Source organism: Salinivibrio sp. SS2 (assembly GCF_001722075.1).
Classification (GTDB): domain Bacteria; phylum Pseudomonadota; class Gammaproteobacteria; order Enterobacterales; family Vibrionaceae; genus Salinivibrio; species Salinivibrio proteolyticus.
In genome coordinates this window covers 122499-134984 of sequence record NZ_MEBP01000024.1, presented here as the reverse complement: position 1 = coordinate 134984, position 12486 = coordinate 122499, and the positions used below count along the sequence as shown (strand labels likewise).

14 protein-coding genes and 1 pseudogene are annotated in these 12486 nt (G+C 49.9%); 7 read left to right on the top strand and 8 right to left on the bottom strand.

From position 1 onward, the window contains the following. Positions 1 to 419: 419 nt before the first annotated feature. Positions 420 to 581 (top strand): hypothetical protein, encoded by a 162-nt coding sequence (locus tag BGK46_RS17540; protein WP_175418622.1) that lies wholly within the window; start codon positions 420 to 422, stop codon positions 579 to 581. A gap of 90 nt (positions 582 to 671) precedes the next feature. Here the strand turns inward: BGK46_RS17540 and BGK46_RS01950 are convergent, their stop codons facing one another. The 4 genes and pseudogenes from BGK46_RS01950 to BGK46_RS01935 all read right to left on the bottom strand — a co-directional run bounded on the left by BGK46_RS01950 (position 672) and on the right by BGK46_RS01935 (position 2161). Then, complete coding sequence (locus BGK46_RS01950; protein ID WP_069586792.1) at positions 672 to 929, bottom strand: glutathione S-transferase N-terminal domain-containing protein; 258 nt, start codon at positions 927 to 929, stop codon at positions 672 to 674. Between the two features lie 122 nt (positions 930 to 1051). Then, positions 1052 to 1223, bottom strand: a pseudogene (locus BGK46_RS17825) (methyl-accepting chemotaxis protein); the annotation flags it as partial. A gap of 12 nt (positions 1224 to 1235) precedes the next feature. After that, a complete protein-coding gene (locus BGK46_RS01940; RefSeq protein WP_069586790.1) occupies positions 1236 to 1748 on the bottom strand; it encodes a GNAT family N-acetyltransferase in 513 nt (170 codons plus the stop codon). A gap of 11 nt (positions 1749 to 1759) precedes the next feature. After that, the gene (locus BGK46_RS01935) at positions 1760 to 2161 is read right to left on the bottom strand and encodes a GFA family protein (RefSeq protein WP_069586789.1); all 402 of its coding nucleotides are present in this window, start codon (positions 2159 to 2161) and stop codon (positions 1760 to 1762) included. A 345-nt stretch (positions 2162 to 2506) separates the two neighbouring features. On the opposite strand from BGK46_RS01935, the gene BGK46_RS01930 reads away from it, so the two are divergent. From BGK46_RS01930 to BGK46_RS01915, 4 genes are all read left to right on the top strand, one after another. After that, complete coding sequence (locus BGK46_RS01930; RefSeq protein ID WP_069586788.1) at positions 2507 to 3184, top strand: hypothetical protein; 678 nt, start codon at positions 2507 to 2509, stop codon at positions 3182 to 3184. 172 nt (positions 3185 to 3356) lie between these two features. After that, complete coding sequence (locus BGK46_RS01925) at positions 3357 to 3692, top strand: hypothetical protein (RefSeq protein ID WP_069586787.1); 336 nt, start codon at positions 3357 to 3359, stop codon at positions 3690 to 3692. 101 nt (positions 3693 to 3793) lie between these two features. Then, on the top strand, positions 3794 to 4261 hold the full coding sequence (locus BGK46_RS01920) for a CreA family protein (RefSeq protein WP_069586786.1): 468 nt from the start codon (positions 3794 to 3796) through the stop codon (positions 4259 to 4261). 46 nt (positions 4262 to 4307) lie between these two features. Then, on the top strand, positions 4308 to 4874 hold the full coding sequence (locus BGK46_RS01915) for a DUF1415 domain-containing protein (protein WP_254659639.1): 567 nt from the start codon (positions 4308 to 4310) through the stop codon (positions 4872 to 4874). On the opposite strand, the gene BGK46_RS01910 is transcribed toward BGK46_RS01915, so the two are convergent. Continuing rightward, entirely contained in the window at positions 4826 to 5527 is a 702-nt protein-coding gene (locus tag BGK46_RS01910; protein ID WP_069586784.1) for a fumarylacetoacetate hydrolase family protein, read from the bottom strand. The genes BGK46_RS01915 and BGK46_RS01910 overlap by 49 nt on opposite strands. A gap of 157 nt (positions 5528 to 5684) precedes the next feature. Between BGK46_RS01910 and BGK46_RS01905 the strand changes: the two genes are divergently transcribed. Next, on the top strand, positions 5685 to 6377 hold the full coding sequence (locus BGK46_RS01905) for an HAD-IA family hydrolase (RefSeq protein ID WP_069586783.1): 693 nt from the start codon (positions 5685 to 5687) through the stop codon (positions 6375 to 6377). On the opposite strand, the gene BGK46_RS01900 is transcribed toward BGK46_RS01905, so the two are convergent. Then, positions 6369 to 7052, bottom strand: a complete 684-nt coding sequence (locus BGK46_RS01900) for a GntR family transcriptional regulator (RefSeq protein WP_084781186.1) — start codon at positions 7050 to 7052, stop codon at positions 6369 to 6371. The genes BGK46_RS01905 and BGK46_RS01900 overlap by 9 nt on opposite strands. A gap of 241 nt (positions 7053 to 7293) precedes the next feature. On the opposite strand from BGK46_RS01900, the gene BGK46_RS01895 reads away from it, so the two are divergent. Next, positions 7294 to 10134, top strand: coding sequence for a ligand-binding sensor domain-containing protein (locus tag BGK46_RS01895; RefSeq protein ID WP_084781196.1), 2841 nt, complete (start codon positions 7294 to 7296; stop codon positions 10132 to 10134). A 74-nt stretch (positions 10135 to 10208) separates the two neighbouring features. On the opposite strand, the gene putP is transcribed toward BGK46_RS01895, so the two are convergent. Together putP and BGK46_RS01885 are read right to left on the bottom strand one after the other, a co-directional pair. Beyond that, positions 10209 to 11705: a sodium/proline symporter PutP gene (gene putP / locus BGK46_RS01890; RefSeq protein WP_069586781.1), complete on the bottom strand. Its 1497-nt coding sequence runs from the start codon at positions 11703 to 11705 to the stop codon at positions 10209 to 10211. Between the two features lie 47 nt (positions 11706 to 11752). Beyond that, positions 11753 to 12463 carry an aldehyde dehydrogenase family protein gene (locus tag BGK46_RS01885; protein ID WP_069586780.1) on the bottom strand — a complete coding sequence of 237 codons (711 nt, stop codon included), beginning with the start codon at positions 12461 to 12463 and terminating at the stop codon, positions 11753 to 11755. Positions 12464 to 12486: the final 23 nt, after the last annotated feature.

Here is a 12486-nt window from a genome sequence, read left to right as displayed (position 1 = left end):
TGGCATAATCGCTCCTTTCTAATTAATGGAAGAGGCTGTCCAGTCGGTGCCTCTGTTCGCCATCCCATATAGCGAAATGCATGCCAGCTTTTTTAGTCATATAATTCAGCACTTTACTCTCTCACTGACCAATTTTTTGCACGCCACAAGCAAGTTTTTGCTCGGCGAGGCAAGAAGTTGCTTTACGGTCAGATTAACGATGAGTCAACATGGTTGTCATATCTAAATCGGCATTTTTGAAGCCAGATTGTATTGTCGAGAAACACTATATTGTCGACAAACGACTAGAGGAGATTGTCAGGAAATCATCAAGATCGCTGTTTTCGAGCCCAAGTCACATAATCTTGGATGACAGGTTCTGCGAGCAACAGATCAAGCGTGTGGTAGGAGCGGCCTAACTGCTTTTCACTGAATTGACGATGGATAAAGGCGTGGCAACGTCGGCATACCCAGATACCATGCTCGCGCATGTAGGTGCGGGAAAAGCGTTTGGTAAACCACTTATTGTTATGGCAGGTTTTCGGGATCAGGTGATGGAACGTCAGCGGGCGTTGGTGCTGACAAATCACACAGGGGGTTGAAGAAGGTGGAGGCATTGGCGTCGAGTGATTGCACAACGAATGAAGGGGACATCACCCAAGCGACGTCCCTTTCAGTATCAAGCCAGCAACTTACGCGAAGTTGTCGCGCAAGTACTCAATGATATCGTCTGACTCATACATCCAGTGCGTCTCACCGCCTTGGTCGATACGCAGACAAGGTACCATGCCTTTGCCGCCTTCGGTTTGCAGGCGCTGCCACTCTTGTGCATTCGCATTCATATCCACCAGCGGGATATCGAGATTTAACTCCGCCATCACCGCACGAACTTTATGACAAAATGGGCAGTGTTCTTTGTGATACAAGCTTAGTGTGTTCAAATCAGCCATCATGTTTCCTTTTTGAAAAAGCGGCCATGGGTGTGCCGCTGTTTACTGTCATTGTTTATCCCTAATGATGGCATTGAAGACGGTATTGATGCTAGTCATCAACTCGCTTTGTTGGCACTAAATTGCGACAACCGCTCGACGAGTGTACGGGTTTCATCAATGAGGCCACTGATTTCTGACGCCGATGCGGTGGTTTTTTGTGCCAGCGCACGTACCTCATCCGCTACCACAGCAAATCCTCGGCCCGCATCCCCAGCTCGAGCAGATTCAATCTGCCGCATTGAGGACGAGTAAGTACGGTTAAAATCAATCCAGCGCCTTTTGGTAACAGACACCATCGATATTGTGCCCAGCGACACGGGCGATATTCGATACCGTGCCACACTCAACAAAGCCATTGCGTGTTAGTACGGTTTGAGAAGCAATATTGGTGGTCGCAGCCAGCGCATGCAGTGTATTTAGCCCATACTCACGTGCAACATCTAACGCATATTTGACCGCACGAGAGGCCACACCTTTCCCAGTTTGCTCCTCAGCAATGCGATAGCCTAACGATCCTGTCCCTGATACCGCATCAATTTGGCTGATATTAACGCGACCAATAATGGCTTGGCTCGCATCAGTAATCAGCATGGGGATATGTTCGTTTTGCGCGTGAAGCATAAGCAGTGACTCAATATGCTCAGCAACTCCGTCAAGACTATAAAAAGCGTCACCGCGACTATCAACGAAGGTTTCAAAATAGGTTCGATTAACCTGTTCAAACGCGAGCAACGCCTCTCGGTCGTGGCTCGTCAGTGGACGCACTAACAGTTGCATAGTCTCTCCCATCAGTCAGGGCCATGTTCGAATTGTTTCAACGCTTCATTGGGCGAGTGCCACGGCGCTTTGGACGCGATATGAATGTGAAAGTCCGGAGCATGGCGCGGTGCCGTATCGAGGATGCCAAGCCGAATATTGAAAAGCCCTTTCTTCACTTTGTGTGAAAACAAACTGGCTCCGCAGTGCGCGCAAAAGGCAAGTTCGGTTTCGTCACTTTTGGGGTAATAGCGGATATCTGACGCGCCCGACACAATAGCCACTTTACTCTTTTCAATGCCACCCACGGATGAATAATCAGCGCCAGTAAATTTGCGGCACTCAGAGCAATGGCAATTCCCCATATAAAGAAACTCATCCGGGAAAGAGAGGTGTATTTTTCCGCACAGGCAACTCGCTTTAAGCGTTTTCATCAGCTTTATCCTTGTCCAACGAATTTAACGCCAGTGTATAAAAACACTAGAAACAAAGCGATCGTTATTCCTGATAATGCTGATATAAAACAATTATTTAATGTCCTCCTTACTCTTTTCTCGCGAGTGAGCCTTGGCAACATAACACTATTTACACTGTAAATAACGCTCATCACCTGTCTACACCCTGAACAAAAAGTGACGTTGATCACATAATTATTGCGATTTTATGAATCCCGCCGTAATATCCGTTGCGACGGACAAATTAATGAGACTAACGTCACAGTTGTGCCGCTAGCGTTCCCCATCGGACGGACTATTTGTATTCGAGCATCTGAGGTTGATATGAAATTGGCACAGGTTTCATCCCCCGTTCGGACCGTGTTTTATGGTGCCGGGCAATTCCTAGCCATTGCGCTTTATTTTGCGGCTATCGCTGGCATTATTCATTACAGCGTCGCCGCCCATAACGTTGCCTCTGAGGCGTCACTGATTGAGCTTTCCCAGCTTATATTACTCGCCGCGTCCGTATTTACTTTTCGACGAATCGCCCATGTACATTGCGCATACAGCTCGGCAGCGTCGCTAATGAGCGCCTTTTTCTTAGTCCTGATGATCCGTGAGCTTGATGCAACATTAGACATGGTTTTCCACGGTTTTTGGAAAATCCCGGCGCTCACCGTCACGGCACTCGCTCTCTGGCCAGCAGCCAAAAACTGGCGTGAAACAGCTGAGAGTCTGGCAAGGATCGTCACATCTAAATTCGCTCCCGTACTGATGGTCGCCTTAGCGCTGTTACTCGTTTACTCGCGTTTGTTTGGCATGGGCGTGCTTTGGGAGCAAGCGATGGGCGCCAACTACGTGCGTGATGTGAAAAGCATTGCGGAAGAAAGCACTGAGCTGATGGCGTATGCCATGATTTGGCTCGCGGCACTCGGCTATTGGTTTGAAGCACGTCGCGCCCAAACGATCGGCGAGACGCAATTATCTCACCATGTATCTGAGAACGACCTTTCGCTGTAACCGCAATAAACCTAAGCGGAATAAGCGACACAAAATGTAAGCGGCCAACGGGTCGCTTTTTTTATGTTTGCTTAAACACCAAACTGATGAGCTAGCTAGACGACCATGTCGGCGATAGTCGACATCCCGGCTTAATGCTATTATTAGTGTGAATAGATTGAGGAACTCATATATGGCTAAGTCGTTTTTCGCCTTGTTGGCGTTGTTATCATTTTGTGTGTATGCCCAACCCGAGTCCGATACCCCAGCTAACACGGGCCAAGTAGTGACCGAAAAAAACGAGTCTATTTGTAAAACCACTTTTAGTCGCGAGATGTTCAATCAGCAGATGACATTTAGCGATCAGGACAACGACAAAAAAGTGCGCCGTATTGCTGAGCGAAAAATTGCGGCGGCACGAGAGGCCTTTGCGGAAACCGGTAGCTACTGTAACGCGGCTGATGTGCTCCTCACCTTTGAACCCAAATCGCTATCCAGTAAAGATGGTGACGCGCAATTTCGAGAGTAAGTCATCATTTCCCACCTTATTCATTTGGCGTAAAAACACACAGAAACCAGACTGTGTTAGACTGTTTGCCAACATTTATTCAGGCAAAACACAAAACAGTTATGAAAAAAGTACTTTGCCTCGTGGCATTTAGTGTGATGTTATCCGGCTGTGATAACAGCGAGGTGGGCGATGTGAGTTTAGGCATGTTCACCATGAAAGATATCAAACTCAATCACTTGGTTGATCCTATCGTCACCGGCGTCACCTGCCATGTCGCGTCGGTAGAAGCCGACCTCAGCTTTGCCGATCCCAGCGACAGTGCGATCTCTTGTCGACAAACCGGTGAGATTACGCCCGAGATGATCGCGCAAATTGATAAAAGCGACTCCGGTGAAGTGGTGTTCCGTAAATCAAAAAGTATCTTCTTTAAGTCTATGAAGATCCGTCGTATTTACGATGCCACAAACCAAACTTTGATGTACCTGTCCTATTCCACCAAAGAAACCTCTGGCAGCTTTAAGCATAGCTTGTCGACCGTCCCATTATGGGGAACCAAGGCGTATCAGTTATCGCCTCAAAAAAGCTAACAATTCACTGAATAAGCGGCTACCATAGCGGGCCAATAGACTAAAGATGCTCGCGATGAAAACGGTAGAATCTCGTATCGCGGCGTGGTTAGATGAAGTGGTTATCGGGTTAAACCTGTGTCCCTTTGCTGCCAAACCGCGCCGAAATCAACAAATCAAAATAGATATCTGCACCGCATGTGACGATGCAGATATTCTTGAAGCCGTATACCAAGCACTCACCGACTTGGCGCAGACGGATCCGGCGATCACAGACACGACCGTTCTCGTCGTCCCGAACGCACTCCATGATTTTGAACATTATCTTGATGTGCTGTCGATGGCCGAGAATCTTATCGACCATTTTGGTTGGCGAGGGACTTTCCAGCTCGCCAGCTTTCATCCGCAATATTGCTTTGATGGTTGTGAACCTGATGATGCAGAGAACCTCACCAATCGTGCGCCTTATCCGTGCTTTCACTTGATCCGTGAAGACAGTATGTCGCGAGCACTTGCACATTACGGTCAGGATCCAGAGGCGATTCCGGCGCGCAATATCGCCTGTGTCTCTGCACTCACTGCCTCTCAGCGAGCCGCGTTGTTTCCGTGGTTATCCACTGACGAAGACGCATAAACGACGCGCGTTTCACCCAAATCGCACTCCCCTAAACGCAAGGTTAACTCGTCCCCATTAGCAAGGGGACCAACCCCTTCAGGGGTGCCAGTAAACACCACATCACCAGGACGTAGTGGGAAGGTATCACTCATATGTGCAATAAGTGGCACCACTGATGTCAGCATGTGTGCCGTATGGCCTTGCTGTCGGATTTCGCCATTAATCGCCAGTGAAAAGAAAACATCGTCCCAGTTCTTTGGGGTTGCCACAAAGGGGGTTATCAGCGCGCTGCCCGCAAATGCCTTTGCCCTCTCCCAAGGCAACCCCTTTGCTTTTAGGTAACTTTGTTGGTCACGTCGTGTTAAATCCAGTCCCAACGCCATCGCCCCCAGACCTGATTGTACCTCCGACGGTGTTGCCTCATACAAAGGCTGGGTGATCAGAACTGCCAGCTCGGTTTCAAAATGCACCGGCGCAAACTTCTCTGCCAACGTCAGAGCGTGACCGAGCGGTTGGATCGTGTTTGGCGGCTTGATAAAAATCACCGGTTGTTCTGGAAGCGGATTATTGAGTTCCGCCGCATGCGCCGCGTAATTTCGCCCGACACAATAAACCTGTCCGACTGGGAGTGTAATCACATTCCCGTTTATCCATTGGTGTTGATAGTCCATGTCCTTGTGGTTCCTTGTCGATTAAAAGTCGATCCCTGACCAATTTTGATAACGAATTAATACAGATTGCAAGACACAGTTGGCATTTCAAAGGTCGCTGACTTGTTGATTTTCAACTCAGCGCTAACGATAAAGCGAGGCACACAAGGGAGCCACTATGGAGCACTTTAGTTTAGATGAACCAATTGCCTGCGTTATTTTTGACTGCGATGGCACCTTGGTTGATTCAGAGCAACTGTCTCACCAAGCCTTAGTCGCTACATTTGCGTCTTTCGGCGTGGCAATTGACTTGCAAGAATCATTGGATCATTTTGAGGGTGGCAAACTCACCGACGTGTTGCGTCAAACCTGTGAGCGCTATGCCGTGCAACTCCCTATCGACCAATTAGAACCCAGGTACCGTACCTTATGCCACCAGCTGTTTGAACAATCTTTACAGCCCACTGCAGGCATTGAAGAAGTGCTAAAAACGCTGGCCTCCCAAGGCATCGAGATGTGTGTTGCCTCCAATGGGCCGACCGAAAAGATGGCGCATGCATTAACCCTCACCGGCTTAATGCCTTATTTTGAAAACCGACTCTTTAGCGCCTTTGATACCAACAGCTGGAAACCTGCGCCGGACTTGCTTCATTATGCTGCCATGAATATGGCATGCCCGTCTCAACAGTGCATTTTTATTGATGATACCAATCGCGGCATTCAAGCGGGTATTAACGCCAACATGCGCACCATACACTTTAACGCTAACCCAAACGCGCTCACCACAACCCACCCATTGGTGCATCGTGAATATTCAGCCGAGGGGCTTAAGCAATTGTTTTTAAAGGCGTATGTAGCGATCTCACCGTGAATGGCTGCTCAGCGCAATTGCATGTTGGCGCCACCATTCTTCGTCGACACGAATGGCCTGTAATTGACCCGCGCGCTCAATCAACCAATGCCGCTCCAATTTCAATGCGGGTGTACCAACCGCTACATTGAGTGCCGCCATCAGCGCCCCTTCTAAGGCTTCCCAACGGCTGATCCAGTGACATTGATGAATGGTTACATTGGCAGACAATTTCTCGCTCATCGTCTGCTGCTGATATTGTGGGTAATAGTCAGGTTGTAAGTAAGTGCGAACATACCCCACAGGTACGCCCACTGAAGAGACAACGCCTTCTGCTTGATAGATCGCACTAAAGGGTGGCAAGTGCATCTGTTGGCTCATTTCTGCACTGGCTAGCGTCGTCGTTTCTTTTTGAATAGCAAACTGTCCGCCTTGTGCGGCGAAATCAGTCGTCCAGTCTATCAAGTCACTGGGGTTATACCGCCAAGGATTCGGCGCAATAAACCAACCTCGCCGATCAAGCCGGTAGATACGCCCTTCTGCTTCTAAAACCGCGAGTGCTTCACGCAAAGTGACGCGCGTCGTGTGGAAGGCTTCCGCTAACTGCCGCTCTGACGGCAGCTTTTGCCCGGGGTCGAGTTGACCACTGTTGATTTGCTCTAAGAGTTGCTGGCGGATCGCCATAAACTGCATCATTGAATTAATACGCCCAGCCAAGGTTTGCGTTTCTTATGTGATCTTTCTCAACTTGCCTATTAAAACCTGACCTCAAGGTGCCAGAACTAGACACAGGTTAAGATAGAATCGCCAGTCTACTTGGAATTGCAAACAAGAACAAAAGATGTGCCAACGGATTAAGCAGGCTTTATCAAGGATTAGACCATGCCACACATTCACACTTTTCGTGTGTAGTTGGCTATTTGTTTCTCTCAGCTTGATGACCCAAAGTCACGCCGATGATAACCAGCTATCCGATTATTTTATCGAAACGTGGACCTCTGCAAGTGGCCTGCCTCACAATAGCATTAACGCGATTGAACAAACCACAGATGGCTACCTGTGGTTCGCAACGTGGGAAGGTATTGCCCGTTACAACGGGCTGGAGTTTGTTCTTTTCGATCGCGGCCCCAAAACCCGAATGCAAGATTCCGGCACCCGCGCACTCGCGGTTGGTCCCAAAAATGAACTCTACGCGGGTGGCGCACGCGGCAGTGTGGTGATGCGACAAGGATTTTCATGGCACGCTTTACCGACTGCACCCAGTTTAGTGAACGATATTCTGCGTGACGCTGACGGCGGCCTCTGGCTCGCTATCGAAGGCATGGGGGTTGTCTATTACTCGGCTGAACAGTTACAAATGCCTACTCCCCAACCCACACACTTTATCGAGACAATCAGTAGTTATCGTCTCGCGTTAGCGCCAAACAAGCACATCTATGCCGCCACAGAGAAAGGGGTTTATCTCTTGTCGGCGCAGCAGGGTGCCACGCCCATCTCTCATCATAACCTGTTCGAAAAAGTATTCTACGTCGCCACGGCTAACGATGGTGCTCTTCTCGTCGGCTCTGAGCATGGCGCTTGGCGCTATCAACAACAGCGGTGGACACCTCTCGATGGCGCCTTGCTTAACCAAGCCGTCACTCTGGTAGAACAAGACAGTCAGGGGGCTTATTGGTTTGGCACGCTGAGCCGTGGTGTTGCCCACCTGAGCGATGGCGAACTCGACTTTCTCGACAATCATCGAGGGCTGCCGAACAATCGCATTTTATCTTGGTTTGAAGACAGCGAAGGCAGTATTTGGATTGGCACTAACGGCGGGGTCATGCGTTTACGCTATGCCCCCTTTGTCACCCTGACCGCAGACCAAGGGTTGGCAGGAAATTACGTGCGTACCGTCTTAGCAGGCCAAGACCATCACGTTTGGGTAGGCGCGAGTGAGGGGCTTAGCCAGATAGATACACAGCATGGTAGTGCTCGAATACTAACGGATAATGTGTCGGTGCTCAGTCTTGCCCACCGCCGTCAAGGTGGACTCTGGGTGGGAACCTATCAGCATGGACTCCAGATTTGGCAAAACGGCACGCTGCATACGCCGCGCGGCATCAATGGCCACTTGCCCGATGATGAAGTCCGAGCGATTTTAGAAAGGCCTGATAACACCTTATGGGTTGGTACTCCTCGCGGATTGGCAAAGCTCAACCAGGGGACCCTAGCCCAGCTTTATGACAGTCAGAATAGCGATATGCCCGGCAGTTATGTCATGGCACTGGCGAGCGACGAAGAAGGTAAAGTCTGGGTAGGAACCGGACGCGGGGTCAGCTATATTGAAGCGGGTCAACTCCACACACTTGATCTCTCACAACAAGAGCAAGCTCAGTATGTCTTTGGCTTTTATATTGAGCCGGGATTTGTTTGGATGGCAACCGACCGGGGCGTGATTCGTTACTCGCAAACCGATGGAAGCCTTGCGCTTGTTGGTCGCCCGCAGGGGCTACCGATCGATAAATTTTTCCAAATCATCAAAGATGATAGCGATAATTTTTGGTTGTCGAGTAACCGTGGTATTTGGCGCATTAACTATCAACAAGCGCATCAAGTGGCCGACGGTACGCGCCAACGCATCGACTTTGAGCATTATGATCAAAGCGATGGCATGGCGAATAACCAAGCCAATGGCGGCTCGTCACCCGCAGCGACGATAACACCAAACGGCACCTTACTGTTTGCAACCGCCAAAGGCGTGGCCAGTGTGAGTCCGGATAGAATTGCGCGATTGCTCAGTCGCCCACTGCCTATTGTGATGCAGCAAGTCCAATTTGATGGTAAAGATATTAACCCCGAAGCCAATGATATTGCGCCAGCGGGTACCAATCGCGTCCTCTTTTCTTACGCTGCACTCGGCTATTCGATGCCAGAACAAATCCAATACCGCACCCAGTTGGAGGGGTTTGAGCTTGATTGGGCCTACCGGCACGAGAGTCATGATGCGGAATACACTAACCTGTCACCGGGGGTTTATACCTTTAAAGTAAGTGCTCGCTACCCTTATGGGGAATGGAGTGACGATGTATTGCGTTACCAGTTCACCTTAGAGCCTTCGTTGTGGCAACGTTCGGACATACGCGCACTTGGCTTTTTTCTTTTTGTGAGCGCAGCGTACGGCATTTTTTTATGGCGTATTCAACGCTTACAACAAAAGCAATTGCAGCTGAAAGCCCTGGTCAAAGAGAAAACGCAGGCGCTGCAAGCGCAAGCTGATGACTTTGAGCGGTTATCCAAAGAAGACCCTCTCACCGGGCTGGCGAATCGTCGTGCGTTTGATGAATATTGGCACCACGCCTTTGACCAAGCACGTGAATCGGGCGAGCCATTGCAAGTCGCGATTCTGGATATTGACCACTTCAAACGGATTAATGATCATTACTCCCACTTAGTGGGCGATCTGATTATTCAACGTGTTGGTGCGTTTTTAAATCAAGAACAAAAACACTTACGCCATGTGGCACGCTGGGGAGGCGAGGAATTTACTCTGCTGTTTGCTGGCAGCGTTGCCGACGGATTCAGCTATTTCGACCACCTGCGTCGCCAAATCGCAGCGCTAGACCTGTCTGATATTGATACCACGCTCTCGATTACGGTCAGCATTGGCATGGCGGGTAATCAGCAAGCCAGTGACTATGTCGATGGGCTCAAACGCGCCGATCAGGCGCTGTATAAAGCGAAACGCGATGGCCGCAATTGTGTCCGCCAAAGCAAGAGTGAGCCGGTTGCTCGGTAGAGCGATGAGATCAAAAAAGGGAGCGTTTGACGCTCCCTTGTTCATGGTTCATTACAGCCTCATGCCGTCAACGATTACGCCATGGTATCTAGGCTTTTCTCGTATCCTTCAAATTGCTTAGAGACAGACTCACTTGGACCACCGGTCAGTTTACTGATGATGATCGCACCTAGACCAGCCAAGAAGAAACCTGGGACGATTTCATACAAATCATAGATGCCACCCGACATCTGCTTCCAAACAACCACGGTGATACCGCCAATCAAGATGGCAGCAAGTGCACCGTTACGGTTCATTCCACGCCAGAAAAGGCTCAGGAGCAAGGCCGGACCGAAGGCAGCACCAAAGCCTGCCCACGCATATGAGACCAAGCCGAGTACCGAACTTTCTGGATCCATCGCAAGCCCCAGCGCAATCGCAGAAAGCAAGATCACAGCACCACGACCTACCATCACCACTTCTTGTGTGGACGCGTCAGGACGGAATACTTGCTTATAGAAATCCTCTGCCAATGCTGATGAAGAAACCAGTAGCTGTGAATCGGCGGTACTCATGATCGCAGCCAAAATAGCAGCTAACAGAATACCCGCAATGACGGGATGGAAAGCAGCATTCACCAACAGCATGAAAATTTTCTCGCCGTCTTTCAGATCACCGGTCATGTCATTTTGTACGTACAAAATCCCAACCAAACCGATCAACACCGCACCAAACATCGACAACGCAGACCAACCCACCGCAATGCGACGCGCTGTGGTGATGTCTTTGTTTGAACGCGTCGCTTGGAAACGGGCCAAGATATGAGGCTGACCAAAGTAGCCCAAGCCCCAAGCAGCTAATGAGATGATGCTAATCCACGTCAGCGGCTCACCGTTAACATCGCGCCAGAGTGTCATCAGCTCAGGATTGATCGCGGCCACATCATTGCCCAGTTTGAAGACACTGCCATCCATAATAACAAAGGGCACAATCAGTAGGGCTGCCGCCATTAATAGACCTTGAACCAAGTCGGTCCAAGAGACGGCTAAGAAACCACCAAACAAGGTATAGGACACAACGCAAATCGTGCCAATCACAACCGCGGTGGTGTAATCAAAGCCAAAGACGGTAGTAAAGAGTTTACCACCCGCCACCAAGCCTGAACTGGTGTAGAAAAGGAAGAAAAGCAAAATGAAGAAGGCCGAGATCGTTTGCAGAAGCTTTGACTTATCTTCAAAGCGACGCGAGAAGAACTCAGGCAATGTCAATGCATTATCGACTTCAATACTGTACGTACGCAGGCGCTTGGCACAAATCAGCCAGTTGAGGTAGGTCCCCAACAGCAAACCGCCTGCTAACCAAAGTGATTCCATTCCAGCCGCATAGGCATAGCCAGGAAGGCCAAGCAGCAACCAACCACTCATATCTGACGCACCGGCCGACAGTGCCGCAGGCCAAGGACCTAATGAGCGGCCACCGAGAAAATAATCCTCGGAGTCGGAGGTACGTTTATACGCATATATACCAATGACAAGCATCAGTATGAGATATGCAAGAAACGTGGCACTGATGGCATAGCTATTGTCTATCATATCTGTCCCTCAATTACATGGCCCCTTCCGGGGCCATCTCTGGAAAGTTAATGTTCACCACTGCCGAGTTCCAGAAGCGTGGCATTACCACCTACAGCAGTGATATTAATTGTGCGGGTGCGCTCGGTCACAAAGCGCAGCACATAGTCAGGCGCGCCGATAACCGGATACAGCTGGGTATCGGACTCTGCGACCAGAGCTGCAATCACACCCTGTCGTTGTGCAAGTTGACGATTGGCATCACGTACGTGTGTAAGCGTGCCTGTCGTCGCTAAACCCACAATATTGGGATGCGCCAAGAGCGGCGCGTTGGTATCAAGGTCAACACGAATGGCCACCCTGTCCGGACACCCTGCTTTGACCAAATCGGCCAACACGGCATCCACCATATCGGTGTGAGTGCCCTCTACACTCACCACCACACAATTACCTGCCACCAACGCAGCCGCTAACTGCCCACACAGTGCGACATGCGTCAACGACGCGTCACCTGTGATAGCAAACGTCCCGCGACCAACGGTATACAGCTCGTTGGTTTCCCCGGTTGGGCCAGGTAACTCGTGTACTTTATCGAGCAAACGCTCGGCATTATCACACTGAAATCGAATCATTTTTGCTGCGTCTGCAAAGGCTTCACCTCGTGCTGACACTGTGTCAGACCAACGCTGCAATAGCGCGACACGGCCTGCGACACCTTGATCGTTCCAGTCTTCCCATACCGCTTCACATTGCTCAATGATGCTATTTAATTGGTTCATTTTTCTCTCCTGATCCTTTCAAC

Coding starts and splice junctions, on each gene's coding strand:
- BGK46_RS01920 (WP_069586786.1), top strand. CDS start 3,794: ATGAAAAAAGTACTTTGCCTCGTGGCATTTAGTGTGATGTTATCCGGC.
- BGK46_RS01935 (WP_069586789.1), bottom strand. CDS start 2,161: ATGAAAACGCTTAAAGCGAGTTGCCTGTGCGGAAAAATACACCTCTCT.
- BGK46_RS01915 (WP_254659639.1), top strand. CDS start 4,308: ATGCTCGCGATGAAAACGGTAGAATCTCGTATCGCGGCGTGGTTAGAT.
- BGK46_RS01930 (WP_069586788.1), top strand. CDS start 2,507: ATGAAATTGGCACAGGTTTCATCCCCCGTTCGGACCGTGTTTTATGGT.
- BGK46_RS01925 (WP_069586787.1), top strand. CDS start 3,357: ATGGCTAAGTCGTTTTTCGCCTTGTTGGCGTTGTTATCATTTTGTGTG.
- BGK46_RS01885 (WP_069586780.1), bottom strand. CDS start 12,463: ATGAACCAATTAAATAGCATCATTGAGCAATGTGAAGCGGTATGGGAA.
- putP (WP_069586781.1), bottom strand. CDS start 11,705: ATGATAGACAATAGCTATGCCATCAGTGCCACGTTTCTTGCATATCTC.
- BGK46_RS17540 (WP_175418622.1), top strand. CDS start 420: ATGGATAAAGGCGTGGCAACGTCGGCATACCCAGATACCATGCTCGCG.
- BGK46_RS01900 (WP_084781186.1), bottom strand. CDS start 7,052: ATGATGCAGTTTATGGCGATCCGCCAGCAACTCTTAGAGCAAATCAAC.
- BGK46_RS01910 (WP_069586784.1), bottom strand. CDS start 5,527: ATGGACTATCAACACCAATGGATAAACGGGAATGTGATTACACTCCCA.
- BGK46_RS01940 (WP_069586790.1), bottom strand. CDS start 1,748: ATGCAACTGTTAGTGCGTCCACTGACGAGCCACGACCGAGAGGCGTTG.
- BGK46_RS01905 (WP_069586783.1), top strand. CDS start 5,685: ATGGAGCACTTTAGTTTAGATGAACCAATTGCCTGCGTTATTTTTGAC.
- BGK46_RS01950 (WP_069586792.1), bottom strand. CDS start 929: ATGGCTGATTTGAACACACTAAGCTTGTATCACAAAGAACACTGCCCA.
- BGK46_RS01895 (WP_084781196.1), top strand. CDS start 7,294: ATGACCCAAAGTCACGCCGATGATAACCAGCTATCCGATTATTTTATC.